This window comes from Ruegeria sp. AK4 (assembly GCF_056541025.1).
On the sequence record NZ_JBQFXS010000005.1, the window covers coordinates 102,717 to 125,164 of the forward strand.

At 61.4% G+C, this 22,448-nt stretch carries 17 protein-coding genes; 10 read left to right on the plus strand and 7 right to left on the minus strand.

Annotated features, from left to right (window positions below; genetic code table 11):
• Window positions 1–15: 15 nt before the first annotated feature.
• The 3 genes from ACR0EZ_RS11085 to ACR0EZ_RS11095 all read right to left on the minus strand — a co-directional run bounded on the left by ACR0EZ_RS11085 (window position 16) and on the right by ACR0EZ_RS11095 (window position 6,519).
• A complete protein-coding gene (locus ACR0EZ_RS11085) occupies window positions 16–3,453 on the minus strand; it encodes a pyruvate carboxylase (protein ID WP_480612977.1) in 3,438 nt (1,145 codons plus the stop codon).
• Window positions 3,454–3,574: 121 nt separating this feature from the next.
• Window positions 3,575–4,735 (minus strand): alpha-hydroxy acid oxidase, encoded by a 1,161-nt coding sequence (locus ACR0EZ_RS11090; protein ID WP_480612979.1) that lies wholly within the window; start codon window positions 4,733–4,735, stop codon window positions 3,575–3,577.
• A 38-nt stretch (window positions 4,736–4,773) separates the two neighbouring features.
• Complete coding sequence (locus ACR0EZ_RS11095) at window positions 4,774–6,519, minus strand: sensor domain-containing diguanylate cyclase (protein ID WP_480613328.1); 1,746 nt, start codon at window positions 6,517–6,519, stop codon at window positions 4,774–4,776.
• A gap of 218 nt (window positions 6,520–6,737) precedes the next feature.
• Here ACR0EZ_RS11095 and ACR0EZ_RS11100 point away from each other — a divergent pair, with 218 nt between their 5' ends.
• Window positions 6,738–9,134, plus strand: coding sequence for an ATP-dependent helicase (locus ACR0EZ_RS11100; protein ID WP_480612981.1), 2,397 nt, complete (start codon window positions 6,738–6,740; stop codon window positions 9,132–9,134).
• A 3-nt stretch (window positions 9,135–9,137) separates the two neighbouring features.
• Here the strand turns inward: ACR0EZ_RS11100 and ACR0EZ_RS11105 are convergent, their stop codons facing one another.
• Complete coding sequence (locus tag ACR0EZ_RS11105; RefSeq protein ID WP_480612983.1) at window positions 9,138–9,428, minus strand: DUF1330 domain-containing protein; 291 nt, start codon at window positions 9,426–9,428, stop codon at window positions 9,138–9,140.
• A gap of 375 nt (window positions 9,429–9,803) precedes the next feature.
• A complete protein-coding gene (locus tag ACR0EZ_RS11110; protein ID WP_480612985.1) occupies window positions 9,804–10,160 on the minus strand; it encodes a DUF1127 domain-containing protein in 357 nt (118 codons plus the stop codon).
• 805 nt (window positions 10,161–10,965) lie between these two features.
• Between ACR0EZ_RS11110 and mraZ the strand changes: the two genes are divergently transcribed.
• The 9 genes from mraZ (at window position 10,966) to ACR0EZ_RS11155 (ending at window position 20,636) form a co-directional block, all read left to right on the plus strand.
• A complete protein-coding gene (gene mraZ, locus ACR0EZ_RS11115; protein ID WP_480612987.1) occupies window positions 10,966–11,433 on the plus strand; it encodes a division/cell wall cluster transcriptional repressor MraZ in 468 nt (155 codons plus the stop codon).
• 4 nt (window positions 11,434–11,437) lie between these two features.
• Entirely contained in the window at window positions 11,438–12,427 is a 990-nt protein-coding gene (gene rsmH, locus ACR0EZ_RS11120) for a 16S rRNA (cytosine(1402)-N(4))-methyltransferase RsmH (RefSeq protein ID WP_480612989.1), read from the plus strand.
• Window positions 12,424–12,792, plus strand: a complete 369-nt coding sequence (gene ftsL, locus ACR0EZ_RS11125) for a cell division protein FtsL (protein WP_480612991.1) — start codon at window positions 12,424–12,426, stop codon at window positions 12,790–12,792. Before rsmH ends, ftsL begins: the two co-directional genes overlap by 4 nt.
• Window positions 12,789–14,576, plus strand: coding sequence for a peptidoglycan D,D-transpeptidase FtsI family protein (locus ACR0EZ_RS11130; RefSeq protein ID WP_480612993.1), 1,788 nt, complete (start codon window positions 12,789–12,791; stop codon window positions 14,574–14,576). Before ftsL ends, ACR0EZ_RS11130 begins: the two co-directional genes overlap by 4 nt.
• A gap of 21 nt (window positions 14,577–14,597) precedes the next feature.
• Window positions 14,598–16,097 carry a UDP-N-acetylmuramoyl-L-alanyl-D-glutamate--2,6-diaminopimelate ligase gene (locus ACR0EZ_RS11135; protein ID WP_480612995.1) on the plus strand — a complete coding sequence of 500 codons (1,500 nt, stop codon included), beginning with the start codon at window positions 14,598–14,600 and terminating at the stop codon, window positions 16,095–16,097.
• Complete coding sequence (locus ACR0EZ_RS11140; RefSeq protein ID WP_480612997.1) at window positions 16,094–17,482, plus strand: UDP-N-acetylmuramoyl-tripeptide--D-alanyl-D-alanine ligase; 1,389 nt, start codon at window positions 16,094–16,096, stop codon at window positions 17,480–17,482. Before ACR0EZ_RS11135 ends, ACR0EZ_RS11140 begins: the two co-directional genes overlap by 4 nt.
• 39 nt (window positions 17,483–17,521) lie before the next feature.
• Window positions 17,522–18,604, plus strand: a complete 1,083-nt coding sequence (gene mraY, locus ACR0EZ_RS11145; RefSeq protein ID WP_480612998.1) for a phospho-N-acetylmuramoyl-pentapeptide-transferase — start codon at window positions 17,522–17,524, stop codon at window positions 18,602–18,604.
• 150 nt (window positions 18,605–18,754) lie between these two features.
• Window positions 18,755–20,152 carry a UDP-N-acetylmuramoyl-L-alanine--D-glutamate ligase gene (gene murD / locus ACR0EZ_RS11150; RefSeq protein WP_480613000.1) on the plus strand — a complete coding sequence of 466 codons (1,398 nt, stop codon included), beginning with the start codon at window positions 18,755–18,757 and terminating at the stop codon, window positions 20,150–20,152.
• Window positions 20,153–20,261: 109 nt separating this feature from the next.
• Window positions 20,262–20,636 carry a glycine zipper family protein gene (locus tag ACR0EZ_RS11155; RefSeq protein WP_480613002.1) on the plus strand — a complete coding sequence of 125 codons (375 nt, stop codon included), beginning with the start codon at window positions 20,262–20,264 and terminating at the stop codon, window positions 20,634–20,636.
• A gap of 23 nt (window positions 20,637–20,659) precedes the next feature.
• On the opposite strand, the gene ACR0EZ_RS11160 is transcribed toward ACR0EZ_RS11155, so the two are convergent.
• Window positions 20,660–21,838: a BaiN/RdsA family NAD(P)/FAD-dependent oxidoreductase gene (locus ACR0EZ_RS11160; RefSeq protein WP_480613004.1), complete on the minus strand. Its 1,179-nt coding sequence runs from the start codon at window positions 21,836–21,838 to the stop codon at window positions 20,660–20,662.
• A gap of 79 nt (window positions 21,839–21,917) precedes the next feature.
• A complete protein-coding gene (locus ACR0EZ_RS11165) occupies window positions 21,918–22,322 on the minus strand; it encodes a nuclear transport factor 2 family protein (RefSeq protein WP_480613005.1) in 405 nt (134 codons plus the stop codon).
• Between the last annotated feature and the right edge of the window lie 126 nt (window positions 22,323–22,448).

Sequence of the window (22,448 nt, forward strand, 5' to 3'; positions counted from 1 at the left end):
AATAAACTAGATCGGTCACTCCAACTCGACCAGTAGGTCCTTTGCGTCAATCTGGCCGCTGGGCTGAACGTGGACAGCCTTGACCACCGCGTCACGCTCGGCATGGATGCCGGTTTCCATCTTCATCGCCTCGATGGTCAGCAGCAGGTCGCCTTCTTTGACCTCCTGACCGGCGGTTACGGCAACGGTGGCCACAACGCCCGGCATCGGCGCGCCGATATGGTTGGGATTGCCGGCCTCGGCCTTGGGTCTTTGTGATGTCGAGGCTTTGACAAGGCGGTTCGGCACCCGGATCACGCGGGGTTGACCGTTGAGTTCGAAGAACACTTTGACTTCGCCCTTCTCATCGGTCTCGCCGATGGCCTGACAGCGGATTTCCAGCGTCTTGCCCGGATCGATCTCGGCGGTGATCTCTTCGCCCGGCTCCATCCCGTAGAAGAAGGTGCGTGTGGGCAGGGTGCGGACCGGGCCATAGGTCCGGTGGCGGCCCATGTAATCAAGGAACACCTTGGGATACATCAGATAGCCGTTCAGGTCTTCGTCATCGACCTCTTTGCCTTCCAACTGCTTCGACAGATCGGCGCGGGTGGCCTCAAGATCGACGGCGGGCACATCCTTGCCGGGGCGGTCGGTGTTGGGGGCTTCGTCCTTCAGCACCTTTTTGATGATCGTGTCGGGGAACCCGCCCGGAGGCTGACCCAGATTGCCGCGCATCATGTCGATGACGGAATCCGGAAAAGCCACGTCGGTCGCCGGGTTTTCCACGTCACTGCGGGTCAGGCCCTGACTGACCATCATAAGCGCCATGTCGCCCACCACTTTCGACGAAGGCGTTACCTTGACGATGTCGCCGAACATCTGGTTCACGTCGGCATACATCTGGGCGACCTCGTGCCAGCGCTCTTCCAGTCCCAAGGACCGCGCCTGCGCCTTGAGGTTAGTGAACTGGCCGCCGGGCATCTCGTGCAGATAAACCTCGGACGCCGGGGCCTGCAGGCTGGATTCGAACGCCGCGTACTGGCCGCGCACGGCCTCGAAATAATCGCTGATCTCGCGGATGGCCTTGATGTCCAGCCCGGTGTCGCGCTCGGTATGGCGCAGCGCCTCGACCACGGTGCCCAGCGTCGCCTGAGACGTGTTGCCCGAGAAACTGTCCATCGCGCAATCCACCGCGTCCACGCCCGCCTCGGAGGCAGCCAGAATGGTAGCGCTGGCGATGCCTGCGGTGTCGTGGGTGTGGAAGTGGATCGGCAGCCCGACCTCTTCCTTAAGTGCCCGGATCAGGATGCGGGCCGAGGCCGGTTTCAGCAGGCCAGCCATATCTTTAAGACCCAGCACATGCGCGCCTGCATCGCGCAGTTCCTTGGCCATGCCGACATAATATTTCAGGTCATACTTGGCGCGATCCGGGTCCAGAATATCGCCGGTGTAACACACGGTGCCTTCGCAGATCTTGCCGTTCTCGACCACGGCATCCATCGCCACGCGCATATTCTCGACCCAGTTGAGCGAGTCGAACACGCGGAACACATCGATGTTTTGCGCCGCCTGACGGACGAATTCCTGCACCACGTTGTCGGGATAGTTGGTGTAGCCGACGCCATTGGCCCCGCGCAGCAGCATCTGGGTCATCAGGTTCGGCATCCCTTCGCGCAGGTCGCGCAGACGCTGCCACGGGCATTCCTGCAGGAAGCGATAGGCCACATCAAAGGTCGCACCGCCCCAGCATTCGACACTGAACAGTTGCGGCAGGTTCGCCGCATAGGTCGGCGCCACCTTGATCATGTCGATCGAGCGCATCCGGGTCGCCAGCAGCGACTGGTGGCCGTCGCGCATGGTGGTGTCGGTGATCAGCAATTGCCGCTGCGCCTTCATCCAGTCGGCCACCGCCTGCGGACCCTTTTGTTCCAGCAGGTTGCGGGTGCCCATCTGCGGTTCGGCTTTCAAAGCGGGGGGCCTGGCCTCTTTCAGATCGGCGCGCGGTTCGGGGCGGTCCTTGGTTTCGGGATGCCCGTTTACCGTGATATCCGCGATGTAGGTCAGAACCTTGGTGCCCCGGTCGCGGCGTTTCTTGAAGGTAAACAGGTCCGGCGTCGTGTCGATGAATTTGGTGGTGTACTCATTCGACAGGAAGATCGGATGCTTCAGCAGGTTGATGACGAAGTCGATATTGGTGCTGACCCCACGAATGCGGAACTCGCGCAGGGCGCGGTCCATCCGGGCGATTGCCATGTCCGGCGTTGGTGCCCAGGCAGTGACCTTGGTCAGCAACGAGTCGTAATACCGCGTGATCACCCCGCCCGAATAGGCGGTGCCGCCATCCAGGCGGATGCCCATGCCGGTTGCTTCCCGATATGCGGTGATGCGGCCATAGTCCGGGATGAAGTTGTTCTGCGGATCCTCGGTGGTGATCCGCGTCTGCAACGCGTGCCCGTTCAGTTGCACATCCGCCTGACTTGCCGCGCCGGTTGCTTCAGCCAGCGTTTTGCCCTCGGCAATCAGAATCTGGGCTTGCACGATGTCGATGCCGGTGACTTCTTCGGTAACGGTGTGTTCGACCTGCACGCGGGGGTTCACCTCGATGAAGTAGAACTTGCCGGTTTCCATATCCATCAGGAATTCGACAGTCCCCGCGCATTCATAGTTCACATGGGCACAGATGCGGCGGCCCAGCTCGCAAATCTCGGCGCGTTGCGCGTCGCTCAGGTACGGGGCGGGGGCGCGTTCCACGACCTTCTGGTTCCGGCGCTGGACCGAGCAGTCGCGTTCATAAAGGTGATAAATCTCGCCATGCTTGTCGCCCAGAATCTGCACCTCGACATGGCGGGCGCGGGTGATCATCTTTTCCAGATAGCCCTCGCCATTGCCAAAGGCGGCCTCGGCCTCGCGGCGGCCTTCCAGCACTTTTTCTTCCAGTTCGTCTTCCGACAGGATCGGCCGCATGCCGCGCCCGCCGCCGCCCCAGGACGCCTTGAGCATCAGCGGATAGCCGATCTCGGCGGCCTCCTTGCGAATGGCATCCATGTCATCTCCCAGAACCTCGGTCGCCGGGATGACCGGAACATCAGCGGCAATTGCCACCTTCCGCGCGCTGGCCTTGTCGCCGAGTGCGCGCATGGTTTCGGCCTTGGGACCGATGAAAGTGATGCCGTTCTGCACACAGGCATCCACAAAATCGGGGTTTTCCGACAGCAGGCCGTAGCCCGGGTGGATCGCGTCAGCGCCGCATTCCTTGGCGACGCGAATGATTTCATCGATGCTCAGATAGGCGGCAACCGGCCCCATCCCCTCGCCAATGCGATAGGCCTCATCCGCTTTGAAACGGTGCAAGCCCAGCTTGTCCTCTTCGGCAAAGACCGCGACGGTGCGTTTGCCCATCTCGTTTGCGGCGCGCATTACGCGAATGGCAATTTCGCCGCGATTGGCGATCAGGATCTTTTTGAAGTCGGTCATGTCAGGTCCCGGTCCTACTTGTTTGGCCGTTTTTCTAGGCGGACAATACGCGCAGGTACATAGGTAGTTCTGGGTAGAACCGGCATGTTATCGCTCGCAAACGCCGCTTATATGTGCAGGCTTAATACACGCGCTGCATTGCAGCATCAATCCTGATGCCCTGACCGCGCAATTTTTCCGGGGTCTCGACCCCCAACTGCCCCATATTGGCAAGCATGTCCTGCCGAAGAATATCTATGACATGTGCGGGCCCATCTGCCCCCAGCGCGGCCAGGCCGTACAGGAAACCGCGGCCCAGCATGACAAAATCCGCCCCCAGCGCGAACGCCCGTAGTATATCCAGCCCCCCCTCGACGCCGCTGTCAAAGATCAGGGGCAGGTCCGTTGCCAAACGAATTGCGGGCAGCGCGTCGATGCCAGCGGGGGCGCCGTCAAACTGCCGTCCGCCGTGATTCGACACCCACAGGGCGTCAATTCCAGCCTGTTTCAGCCGGTCAGCATCTTCGGCGCGCAACACACCTTTGACGATGAAAGGCCCGTCCCAGTTGTCCCGCAGCCATTTGACATAGTCCATATCCGGAGAGGTGCGCAGCAAATATCCGATATGCGCTGTCGGAGGCAGATCAACCGAGTTGTCGATGTACTTATCCAGCGTGCGCATATGCGGCACCCCGCTTTGCGCCATCCCCATGGCCCAGGCTGGGCGCAGGGCGATCTGAGCCAGCAGGCGGGGTGTCAGTTTCGGGGGCTGCCGCAGGCCCGAACGGGTTTGCCGTTCGCGTCTGGAGGCCACAGGAACGTCCGCTGTCAGAACCAATGTGCGAAACCCGGCCTCCCTGGCCCGGCGCAGCATGTCTGTACGTATCTCAGGGTCCCGGGGCGGATAAAGCTGAAACCACGCGTTTTCGCCGATATGCGGGGCCAGGTCCTCGGGCATCTGGCTGGCGACCGTGGACAGGGTATAGGGGATACTCGCTGCTTTGGCGGCGCGCGCCAGATGTCCCTCCGCATCCGGCCAGACCAGCCCGGACATACCGATCGGTGCAATGCCGAATGGCAGAGGGTAATCCTGCCCCAGAAACTGAACGCCGGTGGAATAGTCCAACTCGCCATGCAGGATCGACGGCATGAGCCCGACCCGGTCCAATGCGTCGCGATTTCGCTGCCGGGCCTTTTCCGTCCCGGTTCCGCTGTCCATGTAGTCCCAGACAAACCGAGGCAACCTGCGCCGCGCGTGGCGCTTCAAATCTGCAATGCCGGGATACTTGCTGTGAAGGTCCATGAGGATTGATCCGACCTGCACCGCGATTCGGCAAGGTCTCAGGCGGCGGATGCCTCGGGCGGGGGCTTTTTTGTCACCTTTTCCCGGGTCTTGGCACAACCCTCGGGCTTCGCGCCTTTGGCCAACTGCACCTGATTGCGCCCCCTGTCCTTGGCCAGATACAGCGCATCGTCCGCTGCGCGCATCAAATCCTGCGGCATGGTCCCATGCGCCGGGTAATGCGCCACACCGACCGAGATGGTGATGCGGGGCAGCGACTTTTCACCATACCGGACCGAGACCGCCTCGACCGCTTGCCTGACCTGTTCCGCCCGCGTCATTGCATCGTCCGGAGTGTTTTCGGGCAGGATCAGCATGAACTCTTCACCTCCGATCCGGCAGGCGATTTCATCCCGGTCGCAGCCTTGCTCCAACGCGGCACCGACGGCGCGCAGCACCATGTCGCCTGCGTCATGGCCATGGGTGTCGTTGAATTTCTTGAAATGATCCACGTCCACCGCAATCAGGCTGAGTGGCGCGCCGATCTGCTGGCTGCGGCTGATCGACTTGCGCAGCGTGTCGGTCATGTGGCGGCGATTGAACAGCCCGGTCAGCGGGTCGCGCACCGACTGATCATGCAGCTGATCGCGCATCTGCACATTGGCAATCGCCATGCTGATCTGTTCGGCGCAGAGTTGCGCCAGCTTCTTGCTGGCGTGAAACTCCGCGCCGCTGCCGTCATGGGCACACAGATGCAGCAGGCCCACCGTCTCGCCATGGGCCAGAATCGGGAAGCAAAAATAGGGCCGCCCGTCATGGGGTTCGGCATGTTCGCATACGAAATCAATCTCGGACGCGCCAAATTCATAGGTTCGCCCGCGCCGCAGGCCCCAGCAGCCCTCGGGGTGGATATGCGCTTTGTGGTTCCCGCCGTTCCAGCTGGCGCAGCCATCCAGCACATCGCGCGAGTTGGAATAGACATACACGCTGCCCTCAGCCTCGGGCAGGATATGGGTCATGAAACGCGAGACCATGTCGAACAACTCGTCCAGCGAGCGGCTGGATTGCAGCCATTCATTCAACTCGCCCAGCAGGCGCACTTCGCGCGCCAGCCGCAACTGATCATCCATCAGTTCGCGTTCTTTCACCGCGCGGTTTTTCAGGCTGCGCAACTGTTGCCGGTTGCTGCGAAACACCACTGCGGCAACGGTCAGAATCGTTCCGATCATCAGGCAACCGATCAGCGCCAGAAGCGGCCGGATCTGCCCCAGAAAGGCGACCCGCAGGTCGCTGACATCAGTGAAGAACTGCACCGCCCCCAGATAGGCCCCGCCATTGGTAACCGGAGCCACCGTTTCTGCCACATCGCGGGTTTGGTCGGACTGGCCGAGCGTTGCGGTCTCGGCGTGTAGAACCTCCAGCGCGGATTTCTGTGACAGTTCGTAGAAAATGCGCCCCTTGAACGTTTCGTCCCGGCGTTCTTCCGACAGGGCTGGCGCGTGGCTGTGCGGCCCGGCCGAGGACCAGATCGCCCGCCCGGTCGCATCATAGACCTGCATCCGGAACACATCTGTCGCGCCCAGAAACCGTTTCAGAACGGCGGCTTCATCCGCGTTGATCTGACCGGTTGTAAACTCGAGCTGGAAATCGGGCATCAGGACCGAAATATGGCTTTCCCAAACCTCGGCCCGGTGGCGCACTTCGGCCTCGATCATGCGATCGACCAGCGGGTCGGCCCCCTTGACCGATATCCATCCGGCCAGCCCGACCACGCACAGCAGCCCTGCGCCCGCAACCAGACGCATGAAAATGCGCCCCAGGGTTTCTTTCTTTTGCCCGTCCACCACACCAATCCCCTTATGTTCCTGTCTGCAGCGTCGGGGGATTTCTTTGAAAAATCGTTAAAGCCTGAGGATGCAGGCAGGGTTTACACCCCGCCGAGCCCGAAAATTCATGTTATTGGGCGCGAACAAGGCGTGAACAAACCCTTTCCCTTCGCGCGCATCCGGCGTAGTTTGGAACCATGAGCAGTTTTGACGAAATGGACGCCTTCGAGGGCGCATCGCTGTCGGCGCGGGCTATGGCCCAGCGCAAAAAGTTCGAGTTGGATTTTCTCAATCCTGCGCAACGCGAAGCTGCGGAGCGCCTCAAAGGCCCGGTCCTAATCTTGGCGGGTGCCGGTACAGGGAAAACAAGAACGTTGATGTCGCGAGTAGCGTTTATTGTCAGAAACGGATTGGCTCGATCGAACGAAATTCTAGCGGTTACGTTTACCAACAAGGCCGCTAAAGACATGAAAAAACGGCTTCTAGAGTTGCCCTATGAAGTGCGACATCCGATACCTTGGATGGGTACCTTCCATTCAATATGCGCGCAGTTGTTGCGACGTCATGCAGAACTGGTTGGTCTAAAGTCTAACTTCACAATTTTGGACACGGACGATCAACTGCGGCTCTTAAAGCAATTGCTAAAGGTCAACAACATCGACGAGAAACGTTGGCCGCCGCGCAACTTGGCGGGCATTATCGACGCCTGGAAGAATCGGGCTCTTACGCCTGACAAAATTCCTGCAGCGGATGCCGGGGCCTTCAATCACAAAGGCATAGAGCTCTACGCTCAATACCAGGGTCGATTGCGTGAATTGAACGCTGTCGATTTTGGCGATCTGTTGCTGCACATGGTTGCGATCTTTCGAACCCATGAAGATTTGCAGAAGCAATATCAGCGTTGGTTCAAATACATAGTTGTAGACGAGTACCAAGATACCAACGTCGCCCAGTATCTCTGGCTGCGCCTTCTAACCGGCGAAGAAAAAAACATCTGCGTCGTTGGTGATGATGACCAGTCGATTTATGGCTGGCGTGGAGCCGAAGTTGATAACATCCTAAGGTTCGAAAAAGACTTCCCCGGCACGCACGTTGTACGGCTGGAACAGAACTACCGCTCGACTCCACATATTCTGTCTGCCGCGTCCAACGTCATTCGCGGCAATGAAAGCCGTTTGGGCAAAGAGCTTTGGACCGACCGGCAAGAAGGCGAAAAGGTTCGTCTGATCGGCCATTGGGATGGTGAGGAAGAGGCGCGCTGGATTGGCGAGGAAATCGACGCGATGCAGGGCGGTACGCGTGGGGTGCGGCCGATGAATCTCGACGAAATCGCCATCCTCGTCCGCGCCTCACACCAGATGCGCGCCTTCGAGGATCGGTTCCTGACCATCGGGCTACCCTACAAGGTGATCGGCGGGCCGCGCTTCTATGAGCGGATGGAGATTCGCGATGCCATGGCCTATTTCCGGCTGGTGGTCAGCCCGGAGGATGATCTGGCCTTCGAGCGGATCGTGAACACGCCCAAGCGCGGCCTTGGCGACAAGGCGCAGCAGACGATTCAGGTGGTGGCGCGTGAGAACGGGGTGTCTTTGGTCGAGGGTGCGCGGATTGCGGTCGACAACGGGCTGATCAAGGGCAAGGGCGGCAAGGCACTGCGCGAGCTGATCGATGGGCTGGCGCGATGGAACGCGATGACGCGGGGGCCTCGGATCGAGGTGGATGATGACACGGTCATTGACGACGGCGTGTCACCGATCCGCTACGGCGCACCCGAGCATACGCATATCGAACTGGCGCAGATCGTGTTGGACGAATCCGGCTATACCGCCCATTGGCAGAACGAAAAGACGCCCGAGGCGCCGGGGCGTTTGGAAAACCTCAAGGAACTGGTCAACCAGTTGGACAATTTCGAGAACCTGCAAGGGTTTCTGGAACATGTCAGCCTGGTGATGGATAACGAACAGGACTCGGATGGCACCAAGGTCTCGATCATGACCCTGCACGCGGCCAAGGGGCTGGAATTTCCCGTGGTGTTCCTGCCGGGGTGGGAGGACGGGCTGTTCCCGTCGCAACGGTCGATGGACGAATCGGGGATCAAGGGCCTGGAAGAGGAACGGCGGCTGGCCTATGTGGGGATCACCCGCGCGGAAGAGGTCTGCACCATTTCCTTTGCGGCCAACCGGCGGGTGTTCGGGCAGTGGCAGAACTCCATGCCTTCCCGCTTTATCGATGAACTGCCCGAGGATCATGTGGAGGTGCTGACGCCCCCGGGTCTTTATGGCGGAGGGCAGACCACGGCCAGTATCGAGACCCGCGCGGCCGAGGCGAATGTCTATAATTCTCCGGGCTGGAAGCGGATGCAGGCGCGGCAGGGGCAGTACGGAATGTCTCAGCCCCGTGAAAGCCGCAATACGGTGATCGACGCGACCGCTGTGGCCAGCTTTACGATGGGCGAGCGGGTGTTCCACCAGAAATTCGGCTATGGCGCGGTTGTCGGGATCGAGGGCGACAAGGTCGAGGTGGAGTTCGACAAGGCTGGCACGAAGAAAGTGGTCTCGCGCTTTCTGACCGCCAAGGATGATGTGCCGTTTTGAGGATTAAATCCCTTCGACCAGCACCAGATTTGCCGTCGCTGTATTCTGCCTGATCTTGGCCAGTTCCACATAATCCGGGTCGTCTTTCCACGCTTTCGCGGCGGCCAGATCCGGAAACTCCATCAGGACGATGCCATCTTCCGCCCAACTGCCCTCGATAACCTCGACGGGTTTTGAGGAAACGGTCAGCAATCGCCCGCCATGCCGGTCAAAGATCGGCATGAAGCCTTCAAGGTATTTTTGGTATCCGTCCGGGTCGAGGATGGAAATCTGAGCGATGAAATAGGCGGCCATGGGACACTCCTGAAAAACCGTTCGCGCCTTTAGCTTACATCGCTTGTGCTGAAACGAAAAACGGCGGTTCCCAGGGAGGAGGAAGGGAAACCGCCGTTCTTTTCTACATCAGGGCAGGGAGGAGGAAGCCCCGATGTATCCGGACCCGGGTTTGATCCCGGTATGAGGAAGACGCGGCGATGTCAGGGAGGAGGAAGGACATCGCCGCGCACTTTCAACATCGAGGCAGGGAGGAGGAAAGCCCCGATGTATCAGGTTCCGGCGTTCAGGGCCGGTATAAGGTGCGGCAGCATCAGGGAGGAGGAGAGACGCTGCCGCTGATTACAGACCCTAATGGGAGGAGGAAGGGCCTGATCTCGGTTATCTTGTTGGCGCTTAGCGCGCCGAGAAATCTTCAACTGCCTGCAGCGCCAGGCTGCGGATCATCGAACGGCTCAGCCCCAGATCGGCCAGTTCACGGTTCGACAGCGACGACAGTTCGCTGACTGTCTGGTGATAAAGGCGATACCGTGCGATCCGTGTTTTCACCGCCTCGATCACCGATGCAAATCCGCTTGCATGTGTGCTTTTCAGCATCGACGTGTTGCTAGCTACTGCCATGTCCATAACCCGTAAATTTTGTTGTTGCCGGTGTCGTCCGGCGTTTGCTTGAGACTGAAAATAGGCAATTGCTGCAATTGCACAATAGGTCACGTCGTCAATGCTGCTATGCAGCAAATGCATGGTTATCATAGGGTTGAGAGCGGCTGCCTGAATAAGCCTTGAAAATATATGAATTCCGGTTCGCGGGTGGGGTTCGCAGGTTTCGCGATTTCTGTTTGCGCAAACGAGACGCCCCATCTTTGAGCGCGTTTTGCTAAAATTTGTGCAAGCTGAATGCACGGTTTCTGATCGGGTTCTGTTGGGTCACGCCGTGCCGTTGGTGTCATGGGAAACCATGGGCAAAGGTCCAGAGCCGTGATTTGCGGCCCGCTGAAGACGCGCGATTCGCGGGATTTCAGGCCAAATCTGCTGGCTCGTGCCATGCGTAACCGCCGTTTGTCAGTTTTTCGGGAATTTATGGGAAAATCTGGTTGGGCAAGTTTTTGTCTATATATTGTGTTGTGTACTTATGCGCTTCGCATATAGGGTGTAAATGTCCGGCTTTCCATTTGAAATTAGTGTGTCTAAACTAGCAAGGTGCCCTTAGTGGTTGAAAATTCCTGTTGATTTCCATGAATTCCCATGGCATCCCTTATTCATCCGATGAGGACGAGGCAGCAGGGGCACCAAACGACCCCGAACCAAAATAATCAGGTTTCATACAGGCATCTCGCTTTCATCACTTCGAAGATCCGGCGCGCGGGCGAGCAGACATCCCCCCAGGTGGCGCGTGCAGCTGGACATCCCGCTCAGCGGGCCAATGCGGCGGGTTGATCAGTGGCAGCAGATCAACCCGCCGTTTTTCATCCGGGGGGAACGTGAATTTTGAGGTGGGGCGCAAGCGAAAGGGACAGTCGTCTTGGCGCGCAGGTTTAGAGGTGAAAGCCACCACAAGGTGGATACGAAGGGCAGGGTCTCGATCCCGGCCTCGTTTCGCCGTGTGCTTGAAGCCTCGGACCCCAACTGGCAGCCCGGTGACAATCCTGAACTGGTGATTGTCTATGGCGACCACCGCCGCAAATACCTTGAATGCTATACGATGCAGGCGATTGACGAGGTCGATGCCAAGATCGATGCGCTGCCGCGTGGTTCAATGCAGCGCCGGATGCTGCAGCGCCTGTTCCACGGCCAGTCCTTTCCGACCAATGTGGACGAAACCGGGCGGCTGGTGCTGCCCGCCAAGCTGCGCAACAAGATCGACCTTGAAGGCGAGGCGTTCTTTATCGCTGCGGGCGATACGTTCCAGATATGGAAACCCGAGACATACGAGGCCGACGAACTGGCCGCCACCGAGGAATGGCTGGACGATCTGCCCGAGGATTTCGATCCGATGCAGTATCTCGACGGCATCGGGGATGGGTGACGGCATGGCCGGCGCTCAGACCTCTTCCAACCCTCACATCCCTGTTCTTTTGCGCCCGTTGCTGGCTGCCGTGGCCCCTGTGTCCGGCGTCTGGCTGGACGGTACCTTTGGCGCGGGCGGCTATGCGCGCGGGCTGCTGGAGGCCGGGGCCGATAAGGTTATCGGTGTGGATCGCGACCCGCTGGCCTTTGAAATGGCGGCGGATTGGGTCGGAGAGTATGGTGACCGGCTGGTGATGCAGCCGGGCGTGTTCTCTTGCATGGACGAATATGCGCAGGGTCTTGATGGGGTGGTGCTGGACCTTGGCGTCTCGTCCATGCAACTGGATCAGGCCGAGCGCGGCTTTTCCTTCATGAAGGACGGCCCGTTGGACATGCGCATGAGCCAGGAGGGCGACAGCGCCGCCGATCTGGTCAACACCGCGACCGAGGCGCAACTGGCCGATATCCTGTTCCATTTCGGCGAGGAACGCGCCAGTCGCCGTATCGCCAGAGCCATCGTCAAGGCGCGGGCCGAGGAACCGATTACCACGACTCTGCGTCTGGCCGAGATCATCGAATCCTGCCTGCCGCGCCCCAAACCCGGCCAATCGCATCCGGCGACGCGCAGCTTTCAGGGGCTGCGGATCGCGGTGAATGCGGAATATGAGGAGTTGTTTCAGGGCCTGATGGCGGCAGAGCGCGCCTTGAAGCCGGGCGGGCAATTGGCGGTGGTGACGTTCCACTCGATCGAGGACCGGATGGTCAAGCGGTTCTTCCAATCGCGCGCGGGCAAGACGGGCCGCGCCAACCGCTATGCGCCCGAGATGGAACAGGAACTGCCGCAATTCACGCTAAAGACCCGCAAGGCCGTGGGTCCCGACGATCAGGAATTGCAGGAAAATCCGCGCGCGCGCTCCGCCAAGTTGCGTGTCGCGGTACGAACTGAGGCTCCGGCGGGGGAAATTGAGGCCCGCGTCATCGGGATGCCGCAACTTGGGGGAAGGGCAAGATGAAGAGTGTTTTGTATGTGTTGACTGCCTTGGCCGTATTCGGACTGGCGCTTTGGGCGTATCAGGAGAACTACCGGACCCAGCAGGTGGTGAAGGAAACCCAGAAACTGCAGCGCGAGATTGGCGTGGCGCAAGTGCGGCTGGCGGTTCTGAACGCTGAATGGGCCTATCTGAACCGCCCCGACCGTCTGCGCGAACTGGCTGACCTGAACTTCGAACGTCTGGGCCTGCTGCCTTTGCGCGCCGAACAGTTTGGCCGGGCAGACCAGATCGCCTATGCCGAGGACCCGGACCTGCCCATCGTCGATCCGATTGAATTGCAGGCCATCACCAATATTCAGGCGCTGGGCGAGGTGCAGATCCCATGACCCGAACGCCGCTGCGCCCTCTGGCCCGTGTCCTTGACGCCCGCGCGCGGGGCGAAAACCCCAAGGTGATCGAGCGCGAGAACATCCGCCAACGCCACGAGGATATGAAAGACCGCGCCCGCGCCCGCGCCGAGGGGCGCTTGCTGGTTCTGGGCCTGTTCTTCTTCTGCGCCTTCTCGGTGGTCGGCGTCCGCATGGGCATGCTGGCAACGTCTGAGGCGCAGGAGCCACTGGCCAGCGCGCCCGGTGCCGCCATCGCCATGCAGCGCGCCAATATCGTGGATCGTGAGGGGCGCATTCTGGCGACCAATCTGGACACCTATTCGGTCTACGCCCAGCCGCCCTTGATGATCGATCCTGTGGCTGCGGCGGATCAACTGGTCGCAATCTTCCCCGATCTGGAAAAAGAGCGTCTGGTCAAAGACTTCACCGGCGACCGCAAGTTCCTGTGGATCAAGAAACGCATCTCACCCGAACAGAAGCAGGCGGTGCATGACATCGGGGACCCCGGCATCCTGTTTGGCCCGCGCGAAATGCGGCTTTATCCCAACGGCAAGCTGGCCGCCCATATCCTCGGCGGTTCGGGCTTTGGGCGCGAAGGCGTGAGCGCCGCCGAAGTGATCGGCGTTGCAGGCGTCGAGAAACAGTTCGACGACTACCTGCGCGACCCGGCCAATGGCAACAAGCCGCTGCAACTGTCGCTGGACCTGACCATTCAGGCCGCCGTGGAACAGGTGCTGTATGGCGGCATGAAGATCATGAACGCCAAGGGCGCCTCGGCGGTTCTAATGAATGCGCATACGGGTGAGGTTGTCTCGGCGGCGTCGCTGCCGTCCTTTGACCCGAATGACCGCCCGCGCCCGCCGACCTCGGGCTTTGACCCGTCGGACAGCCCCTTGTTCAACCGTTATGTGCAAGGCGTTTATGAGCTGGGGTCCGTCTTCAAGATCTTCACCGCGGCGCAGGCGGTGCAACTGGGTCTGGTAAACTCGAACACCATCATCGACACATCGGGTCCGATGAAGATCGGGCGTTTCCCGATTGGCGAGTTCAACGGCAAGAATTACGGCAAGATCAGCGTGGCTGATGTGATCGTTCATAGCTCGAACCGGGGCACCGGGCGGCTGGCGTTGCAGATCGGTGCACGGCGGCAGCAGGACTTCCTGCAATCGCTGGGCATGTTCGAACCCACACCGTTCGAGATTGTCGAGGCGAAGGGCGGTGAACCGCTGAAGCCCAAGAAATGGGGTGAGTTGAGCACCGTGACCATCTCGTACGGCCACGGGTTGTCGACCAGCCCGATGCATCTGGCGGCGGGCTATGCGGCGATTGCCAACGGCGGGCACTATGTCAGCCCGACGATTCTGCGGAAGAGTGGCCCGCAATACGGGCCGCGCGTGCTGTCGGATAGCGCTGCGACGCAGGCGCAGAAAATGTTGCGCAAGGTTGTCACCGATGGCACTGCCAGTTTTGGCGATGTGGCGGGCTATGATGTGGCGGGCAAGACCGGCACGGCGGATAAACCAAAGCCGCGCGGGGGCTACTATGATGACAAGGTCATTGCCACTTTTGCCACGTTTTTCCCGGCTTACGATCCGAAATACGTGCTGATCGTCACGCTGGATGAACCCTCGATCGTCGCTTATGGCGAAAAGCGCCGGACGGCGGGTTGGACAGCGGTGCCGGTGGCGGCGGAACTGATCGGGCGCATCGCCCCGTTGCTGGGTTTGCGGCCCCGGCTTGAGCCTGAGGCGGGCGCTGCTATAACCCTGACCTCAAATTAGGCTGTCCAACAGAGGTGGGTCATGGGCGCAAGGACAAAGAAACTCAGCCAACTGGCCCTGACCGCGCGCGGAGGGGCCAATCCTGACATCACCGGGCTGGCCGTTGACAGCCGCGAGGTCAAGGACGGCTTTCTGTTCGCAGCGCTTCCCGGCACACGGGTTCATGGCGGCGAGTTCATCCAGTTCGCCCTGCGCATGGGGGCAGCGGCAATCCTGACCGATGCCGAAGGGGCGGAAATTGCCGCTGACGAACTGGCTGCCTCGGACGCGGCTTTGATCGTGGTTGAAGACCCGCGTCAGGCACTGGCCGGATGCGCCGCGCTTTGGTTTGGCGCGCAGCCGCAGACCATTGTGGCCGTGACCGGAACAAACGGCAAAACCTCGGTCGCGTCCTTCGTTCGGCAGATCTGGACCGAGCTTGGCCACGCCGCCGTCAACCTCGGCACCACCGGGGTCGAGGGTGCGTGGACCGCCCCGCTGGCCCATACCACGCCCGAGCCGATCACCCTGCACCGCTGCCTTGCCGAAGCCGCCGAGAACGGCGTGACCCATGCGGCGATGGAGGCATCCTCGCACGGGTTGGAACAACGCCGTCTGGACGGGGTGCATCTGACCTCGGCGGGGTTCTCGAACTTCACGCAGGACCATCTGGACTATCACGAAACATTCGAGGCGTATTTCAACGCCAAGGCCGGCCTGTTCGACCGGGTTCTGCCCCAGGACGGGACGACGGTGATCAATCTGAGCGATCCCAAAGGCGCGCAGGTGCGCAAGATCGCTGAGGCGCGCGGTCAGGAGGTTCTGACCGTTGGGCTGGGCGACGCCGACCTGTGCCTGATCCGTCAAAGGTTCGATGCCACCGGTCAGGACCTACGCTTTTCATGGCAGGGCAAGCCGTACCAGACCCGCCTGAATCTGATCGGTGGCTTTCAGGCCGAGAACATCCTGCTGGCCTGCGGTCTGGTGATCGCCTCGGGGGATGACCCCGAACGCGTGTTCGAGACCCTGCCGCACCTGACAACCGTGCGGGGGCGGATGCAACTGGCCGCCACGCGTGAAAACGGCGCGGCAGTTTTTGTGGATTACGCCCACACGCCCGACGCGGTGGCCACCGCGCTGAAAGCCCTGCGCCCGCATGTGATGGGTCGCCTGATTGCCATCGTCGGCGCGGGCGGGGATCGCGATGCCACCAAGCGCCCCCTGATGGGGCAGGCGGCGGCAAGGCATGCCGATGTGGTCTTTGTCACCGATGATAACCCGCGCAGCGAAGACCCCGCCACCATCCGTGCTGCCGTCATGGAAGGCGCGCTCGGCGTGGGTGGGAACGTCAGTGTGACCGAGGTCGGCGACCGCGCCGAGGCCATCCTGCGTGGCATCGACGCCCTGCAACCCGGCGATGCGCTGCTGATCGCGGGCAAGGGCCACGAAACCGGCCAGATCGTTGGCGATCAGGTGCTGCCTTTTGATGACGTCGAACAGGCCAGCATCAGCGTCGCGGCGCTGGACGGGAGGGTGGCATGACGCTCTGGACCGCAGCCGAGGCTGCCGAGGCCACCGGAGGGCGCGCCAAAGGTGAATGGCAGGTTGACGGCGTGTCGATTGACACCCGGACATTGCAGCCCGGTGATCTGTTCATCGCCCTCAAGGCCGCGCGGGACGGGCATGATTTCGTGGCGCAGGCGCTGGAAAAAGGCGCGGGGGCGGCGCTGGTATCGCGCGTGCCCGACGGCGTTTCCGAGGACGCGCCGCTGTTGATCGTCAATGACGTGCAGGCCGGGCTCGAGGCGCTGGGGCTGGCGGCCCGCGCCCGCACCGATGCCCGCGTGGTTGCTGTGACCGGAAGCGTCGGCAAGACCTCGACCAAAGAGATGCTGGCCAACATACTGGAGACGCAGGGCAAAACCCATGCCAGCGTGGCCAGTTACAACAACCATTGGGGCGTGCCTCTGACGCTGGCGCGCATGCCGCGTGACACCGAGTTTGCCGTGATCGAGATCGGCATGAACCACCCTGGCGAGATCGCCCCGCTGGCCCGTCAGGCCCGCCCGCATGTGGCTTTGGTCACGACGGTTGCGGCAGTGCATCTTGAGGCGTTCGATTCAGTTGCCGGTATCGCCCACGAAAAGGCGGCGATCTTCGATGGGCTGGAAAGCGGCGGTGCGGCCATCGTGAACGCGGATATCGACCACGCGGACACCCTGCGCCGGATCGCGCAGGAGCAGGGCGCGGGGATCGTCGATTTTGGCCGCAAGGCTGCGGACTATCGCCTGACCGGGGTGACGCAAGCGGCGAACTCGGTTCACGCGGATGCGTCGGTCGGAGAGGCGCAGATCAGCTTCGACGTTCAGTCGGCGGGCACGCATTTTGCGATGAACGCGCTGGGTGCGCTGGCGTCCTGCGTCGAATTGGGCGTCGGTCTGGACGAGGCCATCACCGGCCTGCGCCAGTGGTCGCCCGTCAAAGGCCGTGGCGTTCGCGAGACGCTGTCGTTTGCGGGTGGGCAGATCGAGCTGCTGGATGACAGCTACAACGCCAACCCAACTTCGATGGAGGCCGCGCTGGATGTGCTGGCCGTGTCGCAAGGCGACCGCCGGGTCGCCTTTTTGGGCGATATGAAGGAACTGGGCGCGCAGGAACATGCCATGCATGCCGATATGGCAAAGGTCGGGGCGATGGCGCGGGTCGATCAGGTGCACAGTATCGGTCCGCTGATGCAGGCGCTGCACGACGCGCTGCCGGACGACAAGCGCGGGCTGTGGTTCGCCACCAGCGCCGAGATGGCCGAACATCTGCCGGGGCTCATCAAACCGGGTGACACTGTTCTGGTGAAAGGCTCGCTCAGCATGGCGCTGGCGAAGATTGTTGACGCTCTGCGGAAAATGGGGCAAGGGGGCGCGCTTGACTGATGCCCGTACCCGCGACCGCTGCGTGAGAAAGGTTTTGCGATGCTCTACTGGTTGACCGCCTTGTCGGACGGAGGTGATTTCTGGAACCTCTTCCGTTATATCACGTTCCGTGCAGGCGGCGCCTTTATGACCGCGCTGGTCTTTGGGTTCCTGTTTGGCAAACCGCTGATCAACGTGCTGCGCAAGAAGCAGGGCAAGGGCCAGCCGATCCGCGATGACGGGCCCGAGGGGCATTTCTCGAAGGCCGGAACGCCGACGATGGGCGGATTGCTGATCGTGGGCGCGCTGGTGACATCGACGCTGATCTGGGCACGGTGGGACAATCCTTATGTCTGGATGGTGCTGTTCGTGACGCTGGCCTATGCGGCCATCGGGTTTGCCGATGATTACGCCAAGGTGTCGAAGCAGAACACCCAGGGCGTCTCCGGCAAGATGCGGCTGGCGCTGGGCATCATTATTGCCGCTTTGGCGGCGCTGTGGGCCACTTTGCATCACCCCGATGCGCTGCAAAGCCAGTTGGCGGTGCCGGTGCTGAAGGACACGCTGATCAATCTGGGGATTTTCTACATCCCGTTTTCAATCGTGGTGATCGTCGGGGCTGCAAATGCGGTGAACCTGACCGACGGGCTGGACGGGCTGGCGATCATGCCTGCGATGATCGCGGCCTCGACCCTTGGGATCATCGCCTATGCGGTAGGCCGCGTCGACTTTACCGAGTATCTCGACGTGCACTACGTGCCGGGAACCGGTGAGATATTCATCTTCACCTCGGCGCTCTTTGGCGCGGGGCTTGGGTTTTTGTGGTACAACGCCCCTCCGGCGGCGGTGTTCATGGGCGATACCGGGTCGCTGGCGCTGGGTGGTGCCTTGGGCGCAATTGCCGTGGCGACCAAGCACGAACTTGTGCTGGCCGTGGTTGGCGGCTTGTTCGTGGTCGAGGCGCTGAGCGTGATCATTCAGGTGCTTTACTTCAAACGCACCGGCAGGCGCGTGTTCCTGATGGCCCCGATCCATCACCATTATGAGAAAAAGGGCTGGGCCGAGCCGACGATTGTGATCCGGTTCTGGATCATCTCGCTGATCCTGGCGATGATCGGGTTGGCGACGCTGAAAGTCCGGTAGCTCTCGCGCCAGGTTCGGCGGACCTGCGGTCCGCCTGCCACCTATTGGGCCGGGCTCGCGCTGGTGCGCGAGCCTTTGGCGCTCTTGCCAATCCGCGCGTCTTCGGTGCAGTGTCGCGGCGCATTCGAATATCTGAAAAAGGTGGGCAGCATGATCCCGGTCAAAGGGTTTTCAGGACAGAAGGTTGCGGTTCTGGGGCTGGGCCGGTCGGGTCTGACCACGGCGCGGGCGCTGCGCGCGGGCGGGGCCGAGGCGATCTGCTGGGATGACAACCCGGCGGCAAGAGAAGCGGCTGAGGCCGAAGGCTTCCACTGCGCCGATCTGCGCCGGCACGGGTCGTTCGACGGGATCGCGACGCTGATCGTCTCGCCGGGCATTCCGCATCTGTATCCCGAACCCAACCCCGTTGTGGCCGCAGCACTTGAGGCAAGTGTGCCGGTGGACAATGATATCGGCTTGTTCTTCCGCTCGTTCTCCGGCCCGGAGTGGAACAATTTCGAAACCCCGCCCCGGGTGATCGCCGTGACCGGCTCGAACGGAAAATCCACCACGGCGGCGCTGATCCACCACATCCTGACCGCAGCCGGGCGCGAGGCACAGTTGGCCGGGAATATCGGACGCGGGGTTCTGGATATCGATCCGGGTTCGGACGGGTCGGTCGTGGTTCTGGAGCTCAGCAGCTATCAGACCGAACTGGCGCGTTCTTTGACGCCGGATGTGGCGGTGTTCACCAACCTCTCGCCGGACCATCTGGACCGGCACGGCGGCATGGGCGGGTATTTTGCCGCCAAACGCCGCCTGTTTGCCGAAGGTGGACCCGACCGGGCCGTGATCGGAGTGGATGAGGACGAAGGTGCTTTTCTGGCCGGTCAACTGTCCGAGGGGCCAGCGGATGACCGGGTGATCCGTATCTCGGTCGCACGCAAGCTGACCGGGCCGGGATGGCAGGTCTTTGCCCGCAAGGGATATTTATCGGAATACCGCAAGGGCCGCCAGACCGGCTCGATCGACCTGCGTGGGATCAAAGGCCTGCCCGGCGCGCATAACCATCAGAACACCTGCGCCGCTTATGCGGCCTGCCGGTCGTTGGGCCTTGCGCCGCGCGTGATCGAGGATGCGCTGCACAGCTATCCGGGCCTGCCGCATCGCAGCCAGATCATCGCCGAGGCGGATGGCGTGACCTATGTGAACGACTCCAAGGCCACCAACGTCGATAGCGCGGCCAAGGCGCTGAGCGCGTTCAAGAAGATCCGCTGGATCTGCGGCGGGCTGGAAAAAGAGGGCGGGATTGCCGCCCTGAACGGGGCCGCGACCGAGGTTCTGAAAGCCTATGTCATTGGCCGGGAAGCCGCGAAATTCGCCATGCAGCTTGAAGCGGACGCGCAGGTCTGCACCACGATGGAGGCCGCTGTCGAACAGGCCATGGCGGATGCCGAGCCGGGGGAAACCGTGCTGCTGGCTCCGGCTGCGGCCAGCTTTGACCAGTATGACAATTTCGAACAGCGCGGCGACGACTTTACGGCGCAGGTGCGACAACGGCTGGCTTAGCCCCGTTCTTGCAATCGCCCGCCGGTCACTTAAGTTTTTAGGCTATCAGCTTGACGCGCATCGGGAATTGGGTTTGCGTCAATGGCAGTTCAAAAAAGGGGTGCCGGAAATGTCTGCACGCAAGTTTTTCTTTGTCCTTCCCGTGGTTGCGCTGGCCGGAGCCTGCGCCAATACGGGGGCGAACTATGTACCGATCATCGACGGTCCGGTCGGGCCAAACTACCAGTCCGATCTGGCGAACTGTCAGGCTTTGGCGCGCACGCAGCCGACGCTGGACAGCAACACCGCAGGCGCGGCGGCCATCGGTGCGGCCGGCGCGGCAGCAACCACGGCGATTATCGACAACAGCGCCAGTGATCTGGGGCGCGCAGCGGCTGCGGGTGCGCTGATCGGTGCCGGGGCAAGCGCGGTCAGCAACACGCAGAACCAGGCCGTGATCGTGCGCAACTGCATGCGCGGACGGGGCTATAACGTCGTCGGCTGATGCCGCGCAACTAAGAGTGTCGGTTAACGCGCCGCGATGGCTGTTCCGGCGGCGTGTCCCGAGGACCATGCCCACTGGAAGTTGTAGCCGCCCAGCCAGCCGGTGACATCCACCGCTTCGCCAATGATATAGAGGCCGGGGACATCCCTGGCCTCCATCGTTTTCGACGACAGATCATCGGTGTCGATCCCGCCCAGAGTGACCTCGGCGGTGCGATAGCCCTCGGTGCCCGAGGGGGTCAGGTGCCAGTTGGACAGAGCCTCGATGAGATCGGTCAGCGCCGCATCGGATTGGTCGGCCAGATTGCCCTGCATCGGGATATGGTTACTCAGGTACTCGACCAGCCGTGCGGGCAGGTAGCGGGCCAACTCGGTGGTGAGCGCCTTGCGCCCGCCGCTTTGCCGCTGATCGCGCAGCAGATCGTAGAGCGGCAGGTCGGGGATCAGGTCGACCCGGATCGCCTCACCCTCGCGCCAGTAGGACGACAGTTGCAGCACCGATGGGCCGCTAAGTCCGCGATGGGTGAACAGCAGCGCCTCGTCAAAGCTGGTGCGGTCGTTTGACAGGCGGGCAGGCAGGGAGACGCCCGACAGGTCTTTGAACTTGCCATCCGAAAAGGTGAACGGCACCAGCGCCGCCCGCGTCTCGGTCAGGCGCAACCCGAACTGGCGCGCGATGTCATAGGCCAATCCGGTCGCACCCATCTTGGGGATCGACTTGCCGCCGGTGGCCAGCACCAGATTGCGGCAGGTGAGGGTGATGCGCTGGCCTTCGCGTTCGACCTCCAGCGCGAAGCCGTCATCGGTCTTGCGCAGGTCCTTCAATTCGGTCCGAACCCATAGTTCAGCCCCGGCGCGCGCCATTTCATCCAGCAGCATCTGGATGATCTGCTTCGAGGACCCGTCGCAGAACAACTGCCCCAGCGTTTTCTCATGCCATGCGATGCCGTGGCGGTTTACCAGATCGACGAAATCCCACTGGGTGTACCGCGCCAGAGCGGATTTGCAGAAATGCGGGTTCTGCGACAGGAAGTTGGCAGGGCCCGCATACATATTGGTGAAATTGCACCGCCCGCCGCCCGAAATGCGGATTTTCTCACCCGGAGCCTTGGCGTGATCGATCACCAAGACGCGCCCGCCGCAATGGGCCGCGCACATCATACCGGCTGCACCGGCCCCGAGGATGATCGTGTCATAGGTCATGCGCGCGGCATGGCGGGGTTTGCAGCGGAAGGCAAGGAAAAGTCGTGGCCATCAAGTGGTCTGGCTGCGACGGTCGTACTCAGCCCGTTTGCCAGCCGTTGGAACAGGCGACGGCCACCGTGAGCCGCCAGCCATCCTCTGTCTTTCGGGCCACGTAGTGCCCGTCAATGGCCTCGAGCAATGTCCCGTCATGCTTCAGCCTGTTGACGTCTTTAGCATCCACAATGGCAATCCCATCGCCGCAAAGCCGGGCCTCGACCGCGCCAATTGTCGTGTGGTTGAACCCCGCCTGTTCCAGCCCTTCGAATACCTTTTCCAGAAGTGCGACCAACGCGGTTCGGTCGGGCAGGGCGATGGCCCCTGCCGGGAGAATGAACATCGCAGGTTCGTCAAAACAGGCCGCAACTCCTTTCAGATCGCGGTTGTTCCAGCAGGTCAGGTATTGCGAGAACAAGTTTTGCGCTTCGCTGGAAATACGCTCCATAAGAACCTCCGATTTCAAAAGAGCTTGTGAGGTTCAGGATACCGGGCGGGGGCCACCGGAACAACGATACGCATTTGTCCTTCCTGCCAAATATTGCCGGTGCTCAACTGCCGGCAGCGCAATTTC